The following is an 18,907-nucleotide window of genomic DNA, read 5'->3' on the forward strand; positions in this document are numbered from 1 at the left end:
GGACCGATGAGCAAGGACGCAACAGTTCTTCACGTGGACGACGTCCACAAGAGCTTCGGCGGGCTGGCGGCGCTGTCGGAGATCAATCTGGAGGTCAAGGCGGGCACGACCCATGCCATTATCGGGCCGAACGGCGCGGGCAAGTCGACGCTGCTCAATGTCTGCATCGGCCGCATCGCGCCCGACACCGGCGCCGTCGTGTTCGACGGCAGCGTCATCACCGGCAAGCAGCCCTACGAGATCAACCAGCTCGGCGTGGTGCGCGTGTTCCAGACGCCGGAGATCTTTCCCGACCTCACGATCCTCCAGAACGTGATGGTGCCCGCCTTCGCCAAGCGCGACGGCGCCTTCAGGCTCAACGCCATGCAGCGCCTCTCCGGCCAGCGCGAGATCCGCGAGGAGGCCGAGCACTGGCTTGCGGATGTCGGGCTCGGCGGCAAGAACGACCTGGTGGCGGCCAGCCTGTCGCGCGGCGACAAGCGGCGGCTGGAGCTCGCCATGGGGCTGGTCCAGCATCCCCGCCTCTTCCTGCTCGACGAGCCGACGGCGGGCATGTCGCGCCACGACACCAACGCCACGATCGATCTCCTGATGAAGATCAAGGAGCGGGGCATGACCAAGGTGATCATCGAGCACGACATGCATGTCGTCTTCTCGCTGGCCGACCGCATCACCGTGCTCGCGCAGGGCCAGATCATCGCCGACGGCACGCCCGAGGAGGTGAGAGGCAACCCCAAGGTGCAGGAAGCCTATCTCGGAGGCACCCACTGATGAACGCCATCTCCATGCCGGACACCGCCACCGCGACCGAGGCAGAGCCCTATTTCGGGGTGCGCGACATCCACGCCTATTACGGCGAGAGCTATATCGTCCAGGGCGTCTCGTTCGCCATGGACAAGGGCGACGTGGTCGCGCTGCTCGGCCGCAACGGCGCGGGCAAGACATCGACGCTGAGGACGCTCGCGCGCGCCGGCGATCCCGTTCTGAGATCGGGCGAGATCTGGCTGGACGGCCAGCCGATCCACAAATGCCGCGATTTCGAGGCGGCCGGCAAGGGCATCCAGCTCGTCCAGGAGGATCGCCGGATCATTCCGGGGCTGACGGTGGAGGAGAACCTGGTGCTCGCCCAGATCGCGGAGCCCAGGGGCTGGTCTCTGGAGCAGATCTACGAGCATTTCCCGCGCCTTGCCGAGCGCCGCCGGCAGGAGGGCGTCACCCTGTCGGGCGGCGAGCAGCAGATGCTGGCGGTGGCCCGCGCGCTGGCCCGCGACATCAGGCTCCTGCTGCTCGACGAGCCCTATGAGGGGCTCGCCCCGACCATTGTGCGCGACATCGAGCGCATTGTCCGCGAGATCAAGGGGCTGGGGATCACCACCATCATCGTCGAGCAGAATGCCGACGCCGCGCTGGCGCTCGCCAACCGCGCGCTGATCCTCGACATGGGCCAGATTGTCTATGACGGCACGGCCAAGGCGGTGCTCGAAGACAAGGAACTGCGCCAGGAATATCTCGCCGTGTGAGGGAGCGGGCCGGCGCCGCGACAATCAAACAGGACAATGCGGTGCCGGCACCCTCTCGGGCGGACCCCCGCCTCACGCGCCGATATCGATCTCCAGCCGGTCCCTGATCGCCTCCACGGGCCCGCAGCCGGTCCGTGCCATGTGGCGTTTGACCTCGGCGACCTTGGCGTCCACGAGATAGCGGTACCAGAAGCCCTGCAGGATGTGAAACCGCGCCCCGGCGGCCCCGTCCAGAAAGCCGAGGCGCAGCACATAGCGATAGAGGAAATAGGCGAGCGCGCGCAGGCCCCCCGGCAGGCGGGCATAGACGCGCTCCTTGACCCGGCGCTTCAGGCGGGCCTGCGCGCCGGCATTGATCTCCGCCCCGTTTCCGCGTGCCATGAAGCCGTGGTCGAGGTTCAACAGCTCGACCGCCTCGCGGCTCGCATAGGCGTTGTGCTTGGCGGTCCACCAGGTGAGCGAGTTCAGATTGTCGTCGACGAGCGCGCCGTCGAGCGCCACCGTGCCGCCGTCGACCGTGATGTGCTCGTCCATCCAGCGCGGCTCGCAGCGTCCGCGGCCGAAGCGGAACAGCCTCAGGACGCGCACCGGATGGAGCCCGCCATGGCGCAGGAGGCGGCCCTCGAAGGCGATCCGCCGGCAGCATGTGGCGCCCGCAATGTCGGGTCCGAGGCCGGGCAGGCGGTCACCGATCTCGCGGGCGAGCCCGGGCGTGAGATATTCGTCGGCATCGACGCGCAGCACCCAGTCCGTCTCGGGCGGGAGCTGCGTCAGCGCCCAGTTGAACTGCGCGGCATGATTGACGAAGGGATGGCTGACGACGGTCGCGCCGAGCGAGCGGGCGATCCCGGCGGTCTCGTCGGTGGAGTGCGAATCGACGACGAGCACCGTGTCGGCGACGCCGTCCAGGCTCGCGATGCAGCGCGCGATATGGCGCGCCTCGTCGAGCGTCAGAACGATGGCGGCGAGCGTCACGGCTTGCGCGCAATCGCGATCATGGAGCGCGCCAGCGGGGGATGCGCCCCACGCGCTCATAGTCGATCTCCGCAAAGCCCGCCTCGCGCAGGAGCGTGCTAAGCGTCGCCATGGACCAGAACTTGATGTGCCCGTGGTCCCACAGCGCGGTGAAATGCCGGTCCATCTTCCCCGTGACGGCGAGGGCGAGGTTCTTCCAGTAGCCGTGATAGGGCGTCGACACGATGGCCACGCCGCCCGGCTCAAGCAGGGAGAAGAGCGTCGCCGCATAGTGCCGGGGGCATAGACGTGCTCCACGACCTCCAGGCTCACCACCACGGGGAACTGCCCGTAGCGGGCGGCGAGGTCGTCATAGGCCGAGCCCACCTCGAGCGCGAGGTCGGGATAGTGCGCCCGGGCCTGCGCGATGCCCTCCGTGGAGGGATCGACGCCCGTCACCGCCCAGCCTTCGCGCGATAGCGCATGCGCGACGCTGCCATTGCCGCAGCCCAGATCGAACAACCGCCGCTCCATGCCGCCCGCCCGGTCCCGGCAGAGCCGCTCCAGGATCCCCGTGACGGCGGGCATGAGGAACCCATGCGCATGGGTCGGCGCATGATCGCCATAACGATAGCCGGCAATATCCTGCGAGGGGGGCATGGGGGCGGTCGCGGTCATTCCAGTACCCTTTGTTTCACCGGGATGGCCGGATTGCCGCTGGCAATGGTCCATGGCGCGATATCGTCGAACACGGAGGAACGTGCGGTGACGACGGCACCGTCGCCGACGGTCACGCCGGGTGCGATAAAGACGCCGGCAGTAATCCATGCCCATTCGCCGATCGTAATGGGTGCCGTGACGAGCGGCATGTCGCGGTGTCGGAAGTCGTGGCTCGCTGAGCAGAGGAAGCTGTACTGGCTGACGGTGGTGTGATTGCCGATGCGGATCTTGTCCACGCAGTAGCAGTCCACGAACTCGCTCAGGCAGCTATGGTTGCCCATTTCCAGGTTCCAGGGCGCCCAGATACGGCTGGACGGGTAGAGATGAACGCCGCGACCGAGCTTTGCGCCGAACAGCCGCGCGAGAAAGCGGCGCCAGCCATGACAGGGACGCGGTGTCGGGCGGTAGAGGACGAGCCACACGACGCCCCAGAGTGCACGGCCAAGCTTGTTGGCGATATCGAGAGTATTGGGTCTGAGAGGATGGGTCACGGGCTGTCTGGACGTGACGAGTTTTCGGGATCGACCGTGGCCGGCCGCACCCCGCCGCCGAGCGCCCAGTCATAGAGGGTGCGCAGCTCCGCCGCGACGGTGGGCCAGCCGAAGCGGCCGGCAGCCAGCGCGCGGCCGCGGCCGGCCATGGACCGGCGCTCCGCGTCGGTCATGGCGGTGAGCGTGCCGAGGGCGTCGGCGAGCGATGCGGACGTCGGGTCGGCCCGGAGTGCGGCGTCCTCCGCAAAGCCTTCGGGCAGGTTGCACTGCGGCGTCATGAGAACCGGCAGCGCATGGGCCCAGGCCTCCAGCACCGCCATGGGCAGGCCTTCCGACAGCGAGGGCAGGACGAAGGCGTCGGCGCGCTCCAGGCTCTGCCGCTTGGCCGTGCCGAACTGGGGGCCCGGAAAGCGGACGCGTTCGGCAATGCCGAGCTCGCTGGCCATGGCCTTGAGGCGGGCCTCGTGGCCGCCCTGGTCCCAGCCGGCGATGGCGAGGACCCAGTCCTCCGGCAGCGCGCGCGACGCCATGGCCTCCGCCCAGGCCTCGAGAAGCGCGGGCAGGCCCTTCTTAGGGTGGATGCGCCCGAGGAACAGGAGAACGCGGGCGCCGGCGGGCAGCGTTTCCGCCCAGGGCGGGGGCGTGCCGAGCGGTTCGCCGGGAAGCTCCACCCCGTTGGGGATGACGGCGATGGGACCGGTGAGCCCATAGGCCCGGAACGCCGCCGCCTCCGCCTCGCAGAGCGCGTGGAGGCAGGTCGCCCGGCGCAGATGGCCGCGCTGGTAGAGCGCGCCGGCGAGCACCTTCTTCCAGTGCGAATTGCGCAAGGCCCAGGGGTCGAGCATGCCGTGGGGGGAGATGACGGTCGGCCCGCCCGTCGCGCGCCGCCAGCGTTCCGCGGCGATCGACGGATAGCCCCAGATGCCGTGCAGGTGGACGAGGTCGTGGCCGCCGCCGAGAAGGGCCTGCGCCATGCCGCCCGCATAGCCGAAACTGCGCGGGCCGGTCGCGGGGAACGCCTTTGCCGCACTGTCCGGCCAGCCCTCCGGCGCCGGGGCGCCGGCGGTGTCGGCGAGGCCGTAGACGGTTGCGGGAACACCCTGCCGCGCGAACTCGCCGGTCAACAGGCGCAACGCCTCCGACACGCCGCCGCCGGCCTGCGACAGGGCGCCCGTGACGATCCCGATACTTGCACTCACCGCATCGTCCCTTCGCCGGGCCGGTCCTCGCCGCTCGGTTTGCGGATGAAGGCGCACAGCGTCGTGGAGAGCGCCGCCGGAAGCAGCCTGTGGACGGCCAGAAGGGTGCGGTAGAGGAGAGCGTTGCCGAAGAAATAGGCCGGTTCCGCGCTGTCGCGGAAGCAGGAGACCTCGCAATCGGGAAACAGCGCGCCCAGGCGGCCCGGGCTGTTCATGCGGTAGACGGTCGGGAAGACGTCCTCGGCCTTGCGGCCGGGCTGGATGCGGGCGAGCAGGCGGGCATGCAGCCCGTTGGGCACGAGGCGCGTGAGGAGCGCCACATAGCCGAAGCGGTTCGGCGTGCGCGCGCACAGATAGCCGCCCGGCCGCAGGATGCGCATGAGCTCCCGGGCCACCGCCTCCGGCTCGGCGATGTGCTCGAAGGTCATGTCGCTCACGATCACGTCGAAGCTGCGATCCGCGAAGGGCAGCGGCGCGCCGGGCCGGATCGTCTCCCGGTGGTGCGAGCAGGGATGGCCGAGCACCGCCTCGTCGATATCGCAGGCGGTCACGGTCGCACCCGTCGTGCGCAGGTCGCGCATGTGCTTGCGGTAATGCGAGGGATCGTCGAACCAGAAGCCGCCGCGCCCGGCCCCGAAATCGAGCACGTCGCGCGCCGAGGTCCTCATGAGGATCGCCTTGACGAAGCTGTAGAAGCGCACCGTGCCGTCGAGCGCGGTGAAGCCGTCGACCGCCTTTTCGGGGTGGGCGCTTGAGACCGGGTCGCGGGGGCGGGGCACGGGCGCGGGCGAAGAGTCGCGCGTGCCGGACAGGCGGGCCGGTCCGGGTCCGGTATCGGGTGGCATATCAGGCGGCATGGCGCAGCCTTCTCCTGTCCTGGACGGAGGCGACGAGCCGCATGAGCGCGCTGTCCACCGGACCGGCCTTTCGCGCCGGCGCGGCCAGCGCGCGGCGGGCGGCGGCATGGAGCCCCTCCGCGAAGCGGTCCGGCCCCCACTGCGCGACGATCTGGCGGCTCGCCCGGCCCATGCCGTCGCGGGCGGTGTCGGAGGCGACCCTCAGCATGACCTCCGCCATGGCGCGTTCGTCCTCGGGATCGAAGGTCCAGCCGTTCGCGCCGTCGCGCACCAGCGTGTCCGCGCAGCCGCAGCGGCGCGAGACCAGTACCGGCAGGCCGCTTGCCATCGCCTCGTTGACGACGAGGCCCCATTGCTCGGTGGTGCTCGGCAGGATGAAGGCGCCCGCCGTGCCGTAGAAGGCCGGCAGCTCGCCATATTGCCGGAAGCCCGGCATGTGGATGTGGGGGGTAAGCCCGAGCTCGTCCCTCAGCGCCTCCAGCTCTGCCCGCATCGCGCCGTCGCCCAGCATGACGAGCGGCCAGGCCTCGGTCCCTTCCGCCTGTGCGCGGGCGCGATAGAGGCCATAGGCGCGGATCAGGCGCGGCAGGTTCTTCTTGGGCACGAACCGTGCGCTGGCGAGGAGATAGCGCCCCCGCCAGCGGGCGTCGAGCGGCGGCCCGTCGCCCATTGCCGGCATCTCTCCCGCCGCGCGGACACGCTCCGCCCCGGCGGCGAAATGGGCGTTGTCGACCACGTCGTAACCGAGGAACACTGCGTCGGGGGCGAGGCCCAGCCGCGTGACATATTCAGCATGGGGAGCGCCGCCGACGAGAGCCGACGAGAACATGCCGACAAGGCGTGTCTTGATGTGTTCCGACCACCATTGGCGCAATTCGTCATGTGCAGTGCTGGCAGACATCAATATGGCTGGGACTCCTCTGGCAGAGCACCATGAAAGGGATGCGAGAGCAGCAGGGAGGGACCAGCCCGGGATGCACACCACATCCGGTCCGCTGCTCTCGAGCTCCTGCCCCACGCGCTTGAAGAGCTCATTGGTCGACCGATCGGCCCTTTCGTCATCGAAGAGCGTTGTGACCGGGTAAGGGCGCTTGTCGGTTTCCACTGCCCAAGCATAGGTCGTGTCGCGCCGAAGCAGTTCTATGACGTGCAACCCGACCCGAGGGTGAACGGCTGCCATTCGCGCATGATGATAGGGGCCGAGACGTTCAAAGATAACGCTCACATTCATGTCAGTTCGCCCTTGAGATAGTGCGGTTCAGGAGATTCGCAGCCTGGAATCTGAAGAACCAGAAGAGAGTGAGCGCGATCACAAAGGGACGCGCAAAAGCTCTCAAGCCATTGTGGCCCGCCGCCACGATGGCCACGATGCAGAACATGTAGGGGATGAGCATTAGCATCCGGCCCCTTCTCCGGATGTCGGTATCTACGGCCTTGAGTACCCAGCCCAGCAAGAACAGGAAGATTGCCCCCCAATTCCCGAAGAGAAGGTAGAGTTCTGATAGCGCCGGCTTGGTAATGCCAGTGCTTCCATATGTGCCGAAGACGACTGAGAGGGTCGGGCCAACTCGAAATGCTTCGGAGCCGCCGAAGAACGATGTTGGCAAAGGCTGCAATATGAGCAGGAGCTTGAGCAGGGAATCGATGGTCGATGTTTGGACGTTGCCTGCCGCCCAAACAAGTGCTGTGAACGGTGCGAGGGCATCAAGAAAGTTGGTGCCGGGGCCGATTAGGACTTCACCGTTCACATAGTCTAGGTTGGATGAAAGTTGCGTCGCATGAGGATCGAGAGCTGCTATGATAAACGGCATAATTCCACCGTCGACTATGCCTCGATGGGTGATTCCGATTTGTGATAGATAGATGCCGATGGTTATAAATAATAGCGAGATAATGTATGTTGGAATATTTGGTTTTTTTATGGTTACGATAATTACTGATGCGGTGATGAACATTGCGCCGGATACCCGGCTGAAGGAGTGCATTAGAGGGATTGATGAGATTAGTATGAATACAAATAACAATGGAAAAATGGCGATTTTATTCTGACTTTTGGATTCAGAAAACATTATTGACATTAATATGATTGATATCAAACCAGATACAATTGATATTGTCCTAAGTTGATTTATTAATGATTGTATTATTCCGATATTATCGAATTGTCCCGCACCTCGTGTTCCGTCATAATATAATAATATATCAAATGATCCAATGTATAATATTGTGGAGAAAAATGACAAAGCCAAAAATACAAATGAAGTAATGGTTAAAATTTCTGGGGTTAGGCGGATAAGGTTTGATTTGTAGAGTTCAAATTGTTTGGAGGAATGCCCTGACAAAGGAATATAGCGCCCGTATCCTATCGTTATGCCGAACATACATAAGGTCGAGAACAGCAGGCCATCGCTGATGAAAGGCGCTCTCAAGAGGATGGAATCCCATCCTCCGACGCGCAGGGCGAGCCATGGCGATAGATGGTATTGCACCCAAATGCACAGCACATAGATCGATCTAAGGCTGACCAGGGTGCTGAGGCCTGTCGTGAAGGTCGCCAGAAAGACCAAAAGCACGGGCACCATCCCAAGCCCCATGTAGAGATAGTCCTCGAACTGGAAATGAATCGTCATTGGCCGAACCGCTGCGGAGTCATGCCGTGAGCCTCTCCGTGCCCGGCGCGACGGCGAGGGCGGCGAGGAGGCGCTGGCGATAGGCGTCGAGGTCGATGTCGCCGCGCCGCGCCGCCGCGGCCGCGCTCATTTGGGCGAGCAGGTCGGGGTCGGAGGCGAGCCGGTCCAGATGGCCGGCAATCGCGTCGACATCGCGCAGGCCCACAATGTAGCCGTCGCTGCCATGGCGCACGACGCTGCCGGTATTGTGCGTGCAGATCACCGGCAGCCCGGCCGACAACGCCTCGTAGGTCACCCCCGCGGAGCCCTCGCACAGCGACGGCAGCAGGAAGACGTCGGCCCAGGCGAAGTGCCGGGCGACCTCGGAACGCGGCACCGGCCCGGTGAGCTCCAGCACCGCTGAGAGCCGGCGTTGCGCCGCGGGCGGCACGGACACGGCGCCGACCATGCGGAACGCCGCCCGTCCCGCCAGCCGCTCCGCGGCCTCCGCCACATAGGGCGCGCCCTTGCGCAGACCGACCGTCCCCACGCTCAGCACGCGCAAGGGGCCGTCATGGGGCCTGCTCTCATGGCCTGTGCTATCGCACGGCATGGCGTAACCGGAATCGATGCCGTAGGGCACCACGACGCACCGCTCCGCCGGGCCGCCCGCCCGTGCGATGCTGTCGCGGACGAAGGCCGAACCGCACAGGATCGTTCCGGCGGCCTGCCATTCCTCCTCTTCGCGGGCGATCAATGCGTCGTCTGCGGCGGAGACCACCGATGCCTCGGCCCAATCGGGATGGCGCTCGCGCTCCGCTTCGAGGATGTCTGTCTGGATGCGGCGCGGTGCGATGGTTTGCTCCATGACGGTCCGAAGACCCTCAGCACCGGCCGTGCGCAGGATCTCGAGCCCTCCGTTGTTGAAGGTGTAGACACCGGAGGCGCCCGCGAACCCTTGGGTCGCGACCTGGGAGGCGAAGGCGTTCCCGGCCCACAAATAGACCTCTGCGATCTCTTTCTGGCCGCGGGCACGGGTGAGCCGTCTCGCATAATCGAGGCCGAACCGCCCATGGGTCTCGATGAGGTGGGAGGGCACGCCCGAGGGGATGCGGCCCATGACGCTCCTGAGCCTGGCCGGGCGCATGGAGGGCGGAACAGCGTTCAGCAGGCGTGGCCAGCCCTTGGTCGCGCATATGTCGGTGTGGAAACGTGACAGCATGCCGGCGTCGTTGAGCATGCGCGGAATGGCGTAATGCCGGCGTGCGCCGAGCTGGGCGACAACGAACTGCGGGGATGTGGCGGACTTAGGCATGGACCGCCTCGCCGCTCTTGGCATAGACGACGAGGAGCTCTCCCGTATCGAGCGTTCCCGTCCACGCGGTTGCGCGGTCCCAGTGCCTGAACCGGTCGAGATCCGCGGGACAGAACGCGCCGACGGCGAGCGATGGGGTCGGAAGGGTGTGGCGGACAAAGGCCTCGTCGAGCATGACGGGGTGGACACGCCCCCACAGGCGGTGGAAAGCGGCTGGATCGGCCTTGCGGAAGGCGTCGGACCCGTTGGGGAAGCAGGCGATGAGCCATCCGCCCGGCGCCAGAACACCGAGCTGCTCGCGCAGCGCGCCGGCCGGATCGGGCGTGTGCTCGAGAACATGGGCGGAGAAGACGACGTCGAAGGGCCCCCGGGCCTCGATTTCGGGCCACTGCGTCGCGACCTCCACGTCGAGCTTGTCGCTGTAGCGCGCGCGGGGCTGTGACACTTCATAACCGAGGGCGGAATATCCTGCTCGCCGGAGCTGCCAGACGCCATAACCCCAGTTCGCGCCATAGTCGAGGATGCGCGCGCCCTGCGGCACGGACAGGGCGGCCAGGAGGTCGACGAGACGGGAGAAGTCCTTCTGGGTTCCGGCAAAGCCCGTCTCGAGCAATGTGCGCAGTGTGGCGTCGTCCGGCAGATCGGTCGTGAGGCCCGCCTGCCGGTAGTCCGTCTGGTAGAAGCGCGCCATTTCCTCGGCCGTCTCGTAGGGCCAGCGATAAAGCAGCGCGCAGTCGCGGCAACGCCGCAATTCGTGGAAGACCTTGCGGTCGACCCGCTCGGAGCGATCCGACCGGCAGCTCGGGCACAGACATTTCTGGCGCGCTCTGCGCAACAGTCCGTCGAAGGCGTAGGCGATCTGTCCTCGGTCCATGGTCAGGCGGTTCCGTTCGAATCGTGCAGGCGCGGCGACAGTCCCGCCGAAGCTTCAGCGCGCGAGCCGGCAAGCACGAGACCGAAGGCGAGGGTGGAGAGAACCAGATAGGCGGAGAAGAATGCGATGGCGAGGCCGAGTACGCCATGGGCCGGCAGGAGCCAGAGCGTGACCGCGATCACGGTCGCCCCCCATGCCATGTTGATGGCCAGAACCCACCAGGCCCGGTTCATGCCGAGAAGCGCTCCCGACGAGATCTTCGCCAGCGCGTGGAGCGGCGCCGCCGCCAACAGGAAGACGAGGACTGCCCAGCCGTCGCGGAACTCCGGTCCGTAGAAGCTCATGATCCAGGGGCTGAGCAGCGCGCCTGCCGTGGCGGGTGGCAGGGCGATGGCGAGCGTCAGGCCGCAGATCCAGAAGGTGACCTTGCGGAACCGGGCGCGGCGACCGGCCTCCCATTCCTGCACGAGGGTCGGGATGCTGACCGACATCAGCACGACCGGTACGAAAATCATCGGCCCATGCCACTGATAGGCGGCGTAGTAGGTGCCAACGCCGGCGAGGCCGTCCGCGGACCGGCTCGCCAGCGTCATCGCGAACCACAGGACCGGCGTTGCGACCGCATTGGCGAGGAAGCTCGGCAGGCTGTAACCGGTCAGGATACGCCAGTCTGCAAGGGCGCCGCGATAGCGGATGGCGATGCCCCGGGACTTGAGCGTGGAGGCGAGCGCAGTCCGCCCGACGATCCAGACGGCGGCAGCACTCGCGGCAAGCCCGATGAGCGCGCCTTCCACACCCAGCATCAGCGCCATCGGGATGGCGGCGGCGAGCGAGAGGCCCCCCTCCAGAATGGCGAGCCGGGCGATGGTGTCGAACTTCTGGAGGCCGGAGAACACGCCGTTCTGGATACCCCGGAAGGCCATGGCGGACATGAGAGCGGCGCCGCAGACCAGCGCCGACTGCAGATCCGGCCGGCCCAGCACTGCGTCCGCGATGAGCCCCGCCGAGGCGACGAGCGCGATGGCGGCTGCGAGGACCGTCGCGCTTGAGACCGAAAGGACGAGCCCGATCACCTGGCCGGCGCGTTGGGGGTCCGTGCGGGCATATTGCGCCACAAAGCGGGTCGCGGTACTGCCGAGCCCGATGCCGGCCATCATGCCGACCACGCCGAGGGTTGACTGCACGAGCCCGAACGCGCCGAACGGGGCCTGCCCCAGAATGCGCGCGACCGCGATCATGGTTGCGAGCACGAGGAGGCGGGAGCCCGCCGACCCGAACAGGCTCCAGGCCGAACCGTGCGCAAGGCGTGTCGCGATCGCCGAGCCGGACACGCGCTCATGGAGCCGTGCCGGCAGGACCATCCGGAACAGGCCGTCAAGCGTCATGGCCGGTGGCCGGTCCCTGGCCGGAATGTGGGGGTGAAAGGCTGGCCCGGCATCTCAGAGCGTGCCCGCCATTGTGTGGAGATCGGGCGCGCTTTCCACCCGTTCCTCGACCGCTGCCGGCTTGCGCACGAAGATCGCGTTCTGGCTTCGGGCGGTTGCGGGGCGCAGTGCGCGGTGGGGCGGGTTGTAGCGGATGCGGGCGAAACCCAGATCCGACAGGGCGTCGGCGACCGCGCCTTGGGGGTAGCCATAGCGCGTCTCCTGGCCGTTCGTCTCCACGATGACGGCGAGGAGGCCGTCGCCGCCAAGCGTTTGTCGGCCGCCCTCGATCACGGCCATCTCGAAGCCCTCCACATCGATCTTGACGAGAGCCGGGCGGCGGCCGGCGACGGCGGCGTCGAGCGTCGTCACGGGCACCGTCGTGCCGTGCTCGCCGGCCACGGCGACCCGGTTCATCGTGTCCCTGTCGTCGATGAAGGCGAGTTCGCCCGCCTCGGCGCCGAGGCCCGCATTGAGGGCGGTGACCCGGCCGTCGAGGCCGTTTGCGCGGATATTGCGCTCCAGGAGCCGGAAGGTCGCCGGGATCGGCTCCACGGCGATGCAGTCCGCGCCTGCCGCCCCTGCGGCCAGAACGGTGAAGGCGCCGATATTGGCGCCGATATCGACGAACAGGTCGCCGGGCCTGAGGAGATGGGCGGCAAATGCCATCTCCTCCCACTCCGCAAGGCCGAAATAGAGATTGCCCGTCGCTCCCGTCATGCCCCGGCTCATGGCGAGGCTCGTGCCGTTGGCGAAGGGCACGAGGATCGGCCCCGGCGCTAGGCGCGAGGCCGACTGCCAGGCGAGGAAGCGGCCGAGCGCCCTCAGCCTGCCGTCCCGGTTCATGGGGTGTGTCAGGATCGCGGTCACGAGCTTTGCGGCCTGCAGCATCCGCGGTCAGGCCGGCGCGCGGAGGCTGCCGGCGGGGGCGGCGGCGAAGTCGGCATAGGTCTGTTCGAGCCCGTCCCGCAAGGACCGGGCGCGCGACCAGCCGAGGGCGGAGAGCCGCGAGACGTCGGCGAGCTTGCGCGGCGTGCCGTCCGGCCGCGACGCGTCGAAGACGAGCTCCCCGCCATAGCCGACCGTCTCGCAGACGAGCTCGGCGAGCTCGCGGATCGAGACCTCCTCGCCCGACCCGATATTCACCGGCGCCTCGCCGCTGTAGCGTTCGGCAAGGAACACCACCGCGTCGGCGAGGTCGTCGACATGGAGGAACTCGCGCAGGGGCCGCCCGGAGCCCCAGACGGTCATCCGGGGCGCGCCGGCCGCCTTCGCCTCGTGCGCCTTGCGCAGCAGCGCCGGCAGGACGTGGCTCGTCTCCGGGTCGTAATTGTCCCCCGGCCCGTAGAGATTGGTCGGCTGGACGGCGATGAAGTCGCGGCCATGCTGGCGCCTGTAGGCCTGGACGAGCTTGATGCCGGCGATCTTGGCGATGGCGTACCACTCGTTGGTGGGCTCCAGCGGGCCGGTGAGCAGCGCGTCTTCGGGGATCGGCTGGGGGGCGAGCTTCGGATAGATGCAGGTCGAGCCCAGAAGCACGAGCCTCTCCACGCCGGCGCGGTGGGCGGCATGGATGACATTCGCCTCGATCATGAGGTTGTCGTAGATGAAATCCGCCGGATAGCGGCTGTTGGCGGCGATCCCGCCGACCCGCGCGGCGGCGAGGAAGACCACATGCGGCCGCTCGCGCGCCATCCAGTCCTCCACGGCGGCCTGGCAGCGCAGATCCACCTCCTCGCGCGGCACCGCAAGGAGCGTCGCGTCATACGCCGTCAGCCGCCGCATCAGGGCGGCGCCGACCATGCCGCGATGGCCGGCGACGAAGATGCGCTTGCCGTCCAGGCCGTAGACCGGTTCGGCCATGGGTGTCCGCGTCATGCCGGCCTCCCCGGTGCGGAGCGCGGCCGGACGAACTGGCCGAGCTTGCGGGCGGGCTTGGCCAGCAGCGCATAGTCGACCGCGCCGGAGCGCAGCCAGCGCCGCCGCGAGCGCAGCGCCTCCAGATTGTGGCGGATATGGGCCCCGAGGCTCGCCGTGCTGCGCCCGCCAGCCTGCATGTCCACCATCACGCGGTCGACCATGGCCGTGCGGTATCCGTGCAGCTCCACGGCGCGCAGCATCCAGTCATAGTCGGCGGCGGTGGCGAGCGTGCAGTCGAACGGGCCGACGCGCTCGGCCACCTCGCGGCGGACATAGAAGGTCGGATGCGCGGGCATCCAGCCCGTGCGGAACCCGCGCGCGGGACGCGGCGTCGCCTGCCAGCGGCGCACCACGCGCTTGGTGGCATGGTCGGAGACGAAGCGGAGATGGCCGTGGACGATATCGGCCTCCCGGAGCGCGGAGGCGATGCGCGAGAGCACATGCGCGTCGTGATAGGCGTCGTCGGAGTTGAGCACGCCCACCGCGTCGCCGCCATGAAGCGCGAGCGCCTTGTTGAGCGCGTCGTACATGCCCTCGTCGGGTTCGCAGACGAGGCGGATCGCGTCGCGGGGGTAGCTCTTCACGATCTCGACGGTGTCGTCGCGCGAGGCGCCGTCGATCACGACCAGCTCCTTGTCCTCATGGCTCTGCGCGAAGAAGCTGTCGAGCGTGTGGCGGACCGTGGCGGCGGAATTCCAGGTGACGGTCAGGACGGAGATCTTCATCGCTGCGGCCCGTCCCCTCACGCGCCCTGCGCCAGGCGCTGGGTGTGCTCCTCGTCGAGCCTGCGCTGGTCGGCCTCCCGGGCGACCGTCTCGAGGTCGGCCCGGACCATTTCGGCGACCATGTCGGAGAACGGCGTCGTCGCCTGCCAGCCGAGCTTGCGCTGTGCCTTGGAGGGGTCGCCGAGCAGGAGCTCCACCTCGGTCGGGCGGAAATAGCGCGGGTCGACCTCGACGAGCGTCTGGCCCGTGCGCGCGTCGCGTCCGGTTTCGTCCAGGCCCTCGCCCTGCCAGTCCACCGCCATGCCGATCTCGGCGAAGGCGGCCTCCACGAAGGCGCGCACCGAGCGCTTCTCGCCGGTGGCGAGCACATAGTCGTCGGGGGTGTCCTGCTGCAGGATCCGCCACATGCCCTCCACATAGTCGCGGGCATGGCCCCAGTCGCGCTCGGCATCGAGATTGCCGAGATAGATGCGGTCCTGGAGCCCGAGCGAGATCGCCGCCACGGCGCGCGTGATCTTGCGCGTCACGAAGGTCTCGCCGCGGATCGGGCTCTCGTGATTGAACAGGATGCCGTTGGAGGCGTGGATGCCGTAGGCCTCGCGGTAATTGGCCGTGATCCAGTAGGCGTAGAGCTTCGCGGCCGCATAGGGCGAGCGGGGGTGGAAGGGCGTCGTTTCCGACTGCGGGATCTCCTGCACCTTGCCATAGAGCTCCGAGGTGGAGGCCTGGTAGAAGCGGGTCCGGTCCGCAAGGCCCAGAAGGCGGATGGCCTCCAGCAGGCGCAGCGTGCCGAGCGCGTCGGCATTGGCGGTGTATTCGGCGGTCTCGAAGCTCACCTGCACGTGGCTCTGGGCGGCGAGATTGTAGATCTCGTCGGGCTGCACCTCCTGGACGATGCGGATGAGGTTGGTGGCGTCCGTCATGTCGCCATAGTGAAGGGTGAGCCGGACGTCGCGTTCGTGCGGGTCCTGGTAGAGATGGTCGATGCGTCCGGTGTTGAAGGAGGACGACCGGCGCTTGATGCCGTGCACGCGGTAGCCCTTCTTCAGGAGCAGTTCGGCGAGATAGGCGCCGTCCTGGCCGGTCACTCCGGTGATCAGGGCGGTTTTTCCGGTCATGTCAGCTCCCCGCTTGGCTCCGGGACGCGGTTGTAGCTGTCCTCAAGCCGGATGATGTCGTCCTCGCCGAGATAGTCGCCCGTCTGCACCTCGATCAGCACCGCCGGCTCCGTCCCGGGATTGGCGAGGCGGTGGACGGCGCCGAGCGGCACATAGACGGACTGGTCGGCCTTCAGCGTGTGCACCGTCTCCCCGATGGTCGCCTCGACGCGGCCCTGCACCACCACCCAGTGCTCCACGCGGTGGCGGTGCTTCTGCAGCGACAGGCGCGCGCCGGGCTTCACCACGATGCGCTTGACCTGATAGCCCTCGCCGATATCGAGCCGTTCGTAATTGCCCCAGGGCCGGAAGATCTGGAGCGCCTCGCCCGCCTCCGTCCGTCCCTCCTCGCGAAGCCGCGAGACGAGCGCCTTGACGTCCTGCGCGCGTGCCCTGGAGGCGACGAGCAGGCAGTCGCGGGTCGCCACCACCGTGATGTCGTCGACGCCGATGAGGGCGGTGAGATGGCTCTCGGAATGAACGAGGTTGCCCCGCCCGTCGATCACCATGCCGTCGCCGATGACCGCATTGCCGTCGCGGTCCGGCGCGGTGGCGTGCCCGACGGCGTCCCAGCTCCCGACATCGGACCAGTCGTAGTCCACCGGGAGCACGGCGGCATGGGTCGTGCGTTCCATGACCGCGTAGTCGACCGAGATGGAGGGCGCCCTTGCGAAGGCCGCCTCGTCGAGCCGCAGGAAATCGAGATCGCTCCGCGCGCCGGCAAGTGCGGCGCTCACCGCCTCCAGGACCGCCGGTTCCAGCCGGTCGAGCTCGGCGATGAAGGCGTCGGCGCGGAACAGGAAGTTGCCGCTGTTCCACAGATAGCCGTCGCGCATGTGCCGTATGGCGTCGGCGCGCTCGGGCTTCTCCACGAAGGCCTCGACGCGGAAGGCGCGGGCGAGCTTTGCCCCGGGGCGAACATAGCCATAGGCCGTCGCCGGGCGGTCGGGCCTGACGCCGAAGGTCATCAGCGCGCCGGCCTCGCCGTCCGGCATGGCCGATGCGACGGCGGCGGAAAAGGCCTCGCTGTCGGGGATGCGGTGGTCGGCGGCAAGCGCGAGCACCATGGCGTTGCGGTCCCGCTTCAGCGCCTGAAGGCAGCCCGCCGCGATCGCCGCGCAGGAATTGCGCGCCTCCGGCTCCAGCAGGATGTCGGCCTCCACGCCGATCTCCAGAAGGTCCTCCGCGATGAGGAAGCGGTGGTCGGCGGCGCCCACCACGATGGGCCGCGGGTCGAAGAGCCCGCCGCGGCAGCGCAGCGCGGTGTCCTGGAACAGCGAATGGGGGCTGGCGAAGCGCAGGAACTGCTTCGGCTTCGACCGGCGCGACAGAGGCCAGAGCCTGGTTCCCGAGCCGCCGCTCAGAATGACGGGAATGATGGGGCCGCCGGAGCTGCGCGCGCTCATCGCGATCCGAACCCGGTGAGGATCGTATGGACGGTCCTGGCCACGATCAGGACGTCGAGCCACAGCGAGAAGTTCTTGATGTAGTAGAAGTCGTAATGGAGCTTGCTGGTCGCGGCGTCGACCTCGGCGACATTGCCCTGATTGACCTGCGCCCAGCCGGTGATGCCTGGGCGCACGAGGTGGCGGTAGCCGTAGAACGGGATCTCGCGCTCATACCATTCGGCAAGCTCGATGGCTTCCGGGCGCGGGCCGATCCAGCTCATCTCGCCCTTGAGGATGTTGAGGATCTGCGCCAGCTCGTCGATCCGGTACTTGCGCAGGACGCGGCCGAGCCGCGTCACACGGTCGTCCTCCTCGCTGGTGAAATGGGGGCCGGTTTCGCCATGGCCGCGCTGGCGCATGGTGCGGAACTTGTAGATCGTGAAGGGGTGGCCGCCGAGCCCGATGCGGCGCTGGCGGAAGAGCGCGGGGCCCGGGCTCTCCAGCCTGATGGCGAGCGCGACCAGGGCGAGGACGGGCATGAGCACCGGCAGGAGCACGAGGGCCGCGACCGTGTCGGCGAGCGTCTTGGCCTTGCGGTAGGGCAGGGAGGGGAGGATGGAGCCGAAGGTGTTCTCCGACAGGTGCTCCACCTCGATGCGTCCGGTGAGGGACTCAACGACCTGCTTGACCGGATAGACCGGCACGCCCTTCAGCGCGACCGCCATGAGGAAACGCTCCCACTCCGCCGGCAGGTTGGCGTTGGTGTCGGCGGCGATGGCGTCGAATGCGCCCTCGGCGAGGGCGGGGCGGTCGAGCCGTGTCCAGTGGACCCCGGGCAGCCTGTCGATCCCGCGATGATTGCCGCCGGGCACGATGGCGATGCGCGGCCGGTTGCGCTGGCGGATCGTCAGGAACACCCAGTAGTACCAGCTGAGCGTGAGGGCGAAGCTGGCAAGGAGCTGGTAGCGCGAATAGTCCAGCCGCAGGCCGAACATGAGAAGCGAGAGCGCGCCGAAGGTGATGGCGAAGACGGGGAGGATGTAGGTCGTCGGCCGGACGCCCGGATAGGCCGCAAGCTGCCTCAGGAACATGTAGCCGACTATGACGGCCAGCGCGGTGCCCCACAGCGAGTTGCCGAGAGAGGAGCCGGGCGACACCATGCCCGCCTCCAGAAGGTCCCAGCGCACGGCGGCCGGCATGAGGACGCCCAGGACGAGGCCGCCCAGGAGCTGGACGCGAATCCGCGTCAGCCACGGCCGGCCCCCCTCGTCGGCCGATGCCGCGAGCACTGTCGAGGTCTGCGGTCTAGACGCGAGCTTGGAGTTCATCGGTTGCGTCCCGGCCGGATCGATCTGCCTCCTTGGCGCGCCGCGTTCGGCCACGCTACCGCCATTCGGGTGAACGCCGTCCACCCGTTGTCCGTCCTGTCCGGCATCGCCCTTCCTCCAGCCGGAAGAGACGGCGCCATCGTCGCGCGAAACCCTTTGCCGGGGCTTCGCGATGTCATCGCAAGGCGCGCGGCCCACCGTTCCGGCGACCGGGGGCCCCATGGGTAGATCTCGGTGCAGCCGCGATGGAATGCGGCGGCAGTCCGCTGCAATGAAGGCAGGATTGTGGCGGTCGACAGAACCTGTGATCGCGCTCCCGGCCGATAGGCCGGGCGGTCGGACCGAGTCCTCGAAAGTCCTTGCGCCGCAAGTCTGATTGCCCCCGATCGCAGCGAGTCAAGATTTTCGGGAGATTACCGCCATATC

At 67.6% G+C, this 18,907-nt stretch carries 17 protein-coding genes and 1 pseudogene; 2 read left to right on the forward strand and 16 right to left on the reverse strand.

The window, feature by feature from the left end:
• The first annotated feature begins 6 nt into the window (after positions 1 to 6).
• Positions 7 to 771: an ABC transporter ATP-binding protein gene (locus HW532_RS13855; RefSeq protein WP_213161032.1), complete on the forward strand. Its 765-nt coding sequence runs from the start codon at positions 7 to 9 to the stop codon at positions 769 to 771.
• Positions 771 to 1,520 carry an ABC transporter ATP-binding protein gene (locus HW532_RS13860; protein ID WP_213161033.1) on the forward strand — a complete coding sequence of 250 codons (750 nt, stop codon included), beginning with the start codon at positions 771 to 773 and terminating at the stop codon, positions 1,518 to 1,520. The genes HW532_RS13855 and HW532_RS13860 overlap by 1 nt, the downstream gene beginning before the upstream one ends.
• Positions 1,521 to 1,592: 72 nt before the next feature.
• Here HW532_RS13860 and HW532_RS13865 read toward each other — a convergent pair whose 3' ends face one another.
• From HW532_RS13865 to HW532_RS13940, 16 genes and pseudogenes are all read right to left on the reverse strand, one after another.
• Positions 1,593 to 2,495 (reverse strand): glycosyltransferase family 2 protein, encoded by a 903-nt coding sequence (locus HW532_RS13865; RefSeq protein WP_213161034.1) that lies wholly within the window; start codon positions 2,493 to 2,495, stop codon positions 1,593 to 1,595.
• A pseudogene (locus HW532_RS13870) lies at positions 2,492 to 3,134 on the reverse strand (class I SAM-dependent methyltransferase). The gene HW532_RS13865 and the pseudogene HW532_RS13870 overlap by 4 nt, the downstream one beginning before the upstream one ends.
• Before the next feature lie 14 nt (positions 3,135 to 3,148).
• On the reverse strand, positions 3,149 to 3,685 hold the full coding sequence (locus HW532_RS13875) for an LbetaH domain-containing protein (protein ID WP_213161035.1): 537 nt from the start codon (positions 3,683 to 3,685) through the stop codon (positions 3,149 to 3,151).
• On the reverse strand, positions 3,682 to 4,884 hold the full coding sequence (locus HW532_RS13880; RefSeq protein WP_213161036.1) for a glycosyltransferase: 1,203 nt from the start codon (positions 4,882 to 4,884) through the stop codon (positions 3,682 to 3,684). The genes HW532_RS13875 and HW532_RS13880 overlap by 4 nt, the downstream gene beginning before the upstream one ends.
• Positions 4,881 to 5,741, reverse strand: a complete 861-nt coding sequence (locus HW532_RS13885; RefSeq protein WP_213161037.1) for a class I SAM-dependent methyltransferase — start codon at positions 5,739 to 5,741, stop codon at positions 4,881 to 4,883. The genes HW532_RS13880 and HW532_RS13885 overlap by 4 nt, the downstream gene beginning before the upstream one ends.
• Positions 5,731 to 6,642, reverse strand: a complete 912-nt coding sequence (locus HW532_RS13890) for a glycosyltransferase (RefSeq protein ID WP_213161038.1) — start codon at positions 6,640 to 6,642, stop codon at positions 5,731 to 5,733. Before HW532_RS13890 ends, HW532_RS13885 begins: the two co-directional genes overlap by 11 nt.
• Before the next feature lie 331 nt (positions 6,643 to 6,973).
• Complete coding sequence (locus HW532_RS13895) at positions 6,974 to 8,371, reverse strand: hypothetical protein (RefSeq protein ID WP_213161039.1); 1,398 nt, start codon at positions 8,369 to 8,371, stop codon at positions 6,974 to 6,976.
• Positions 8,372 to 8,390: 19 nt separating this feature from the next.
• Complete coding sequence (locus HW532_RS13900) at positions 8,391 to 9,665, reverse strand: glycosyltransferase family 4 protein (RefSeq protein WP_213161040.1); 1,275 nt, start codon at positions 9,663 to 9,665, stop codon at positions 8,391 to 8,393.
• Positions 9,658 to 10,539, reverse strand: a complete 882-nt coding sequence (locus tag HW532_RS13905; protein WP_213161041.1) for a class I SAM-dependent methyltransferase — start codon at positions 10,537 to 10,539, stop codon at positions 9,658 to 9,660. Before HW532_RS13905 ends, HW532_RS13900 begins: the two co-directional genes overlap by 8 nt.
• A gap of 2 nt (positions 10,540 to 10,541) precedes the next feature.
• Positions 10,542 to 11,924, reverse strand: a complete 1,383-nt coding sequence (locus HW532_RS13910; RefSeq protein WP_213161042.1) for an oligosaccharide flippase family protein — start codon at positions 11,922 to 11,924, stop codon at positions 10,542 to 10,544.
• Positions 11,925 to 11,978: 54 nt separating this feature from the next.
• Positions 11,979 to 12,854: an FkbM family methyltransferase gene (locus HW532_RS13915; RefSeq protein ID WP_213161043.1), complete on the reverse strand. Its 876-nt coding sequence runs from the start codon at positions 12,852 to 12,854 to the stop codon at positions 11,979 to 11,981.
• A gap of 6 nt (positions 12,855 to 12,860) precedes the next feature.
• Complete coding sequence (gene fcl / locus HW532_RS13920; protein ID WP_246479076.1) at positions 12,861 to 13,841, reverse strand: GDP-L-fucose synthase; 981 nt, start codon at positions 13,839 to 13,841, stop codon at positions 12,861 to 12,863.
• Positions 13,838 to 14,608 (reverse strand): glycosyltransferase family 2 protein, encoded by a 771-nt coding sequence (locus tag HW532_RS13925; RefSeq protein ID WP_213161044.1) that lies wholly within the window; start codon positions 14,606 to 14,608, stop codon positions 13,838 to 13,840. Before HW532_RS13925 ends, fcl begins: the two co-directional genes overlap by 4 nt.
• A 17-nt stretch (positions 14,609 to 14,625) precedes the next feature.
• Positions 14,626 to 15,726 (reverse strand): GDP-mannose 4,6-dehydratase, encoded by a 1,101-nt coding sequence (gene gmd, locus HW532_RS13930; RefSeq protein WP_213161045.1) that lies wholly within the window; start codon positions 15,724 to 15,726, stop codon positions 14,626 to 14,628.
• Positions 15,723 to 17,171 (reverse strand): mannose-1-phosphate guanylyltransferase/mannose-6-phosphate isomerase, encoded by a 1,449-nt coding sequence (locus tag HW532_RS13935; protein ID WP_213161046.1) that lies wholly within the window; start codon positions 17,169 to 17,171, stop codon positions 15,723 to 15,725. Before HW532_RS13935 ends, gmd begins: the two co-directional genes overlap by 4 nt.
• On the reverse strand, positions 17,168 to 18,481 hold the full coding sequence (locus HW532_RS13940; protein WP_213161047.1) for a sugar transferase: 1,314 nt from the start codon (positions 18,479 to 18,481) through the stop codon (positions 17,168 to 17,170). Before HW532_RS13940 ends, HW532_RS13935 begins: the two co-directional genes overlap by 4 nt.
• Positions 18,482 to 18,907: the final 426 nt, after the last annotated feature.

It is taken from the genome of Kaustia mangrovi, from assembly GCF_015482775.1.
Taxonomy (GTDB): domain Bacteria; phylum Pseudomonadota; class Alphaproteobacteria; order Rhizobiales; family Im1; genus Kaustia; species Kaustia mangrovi.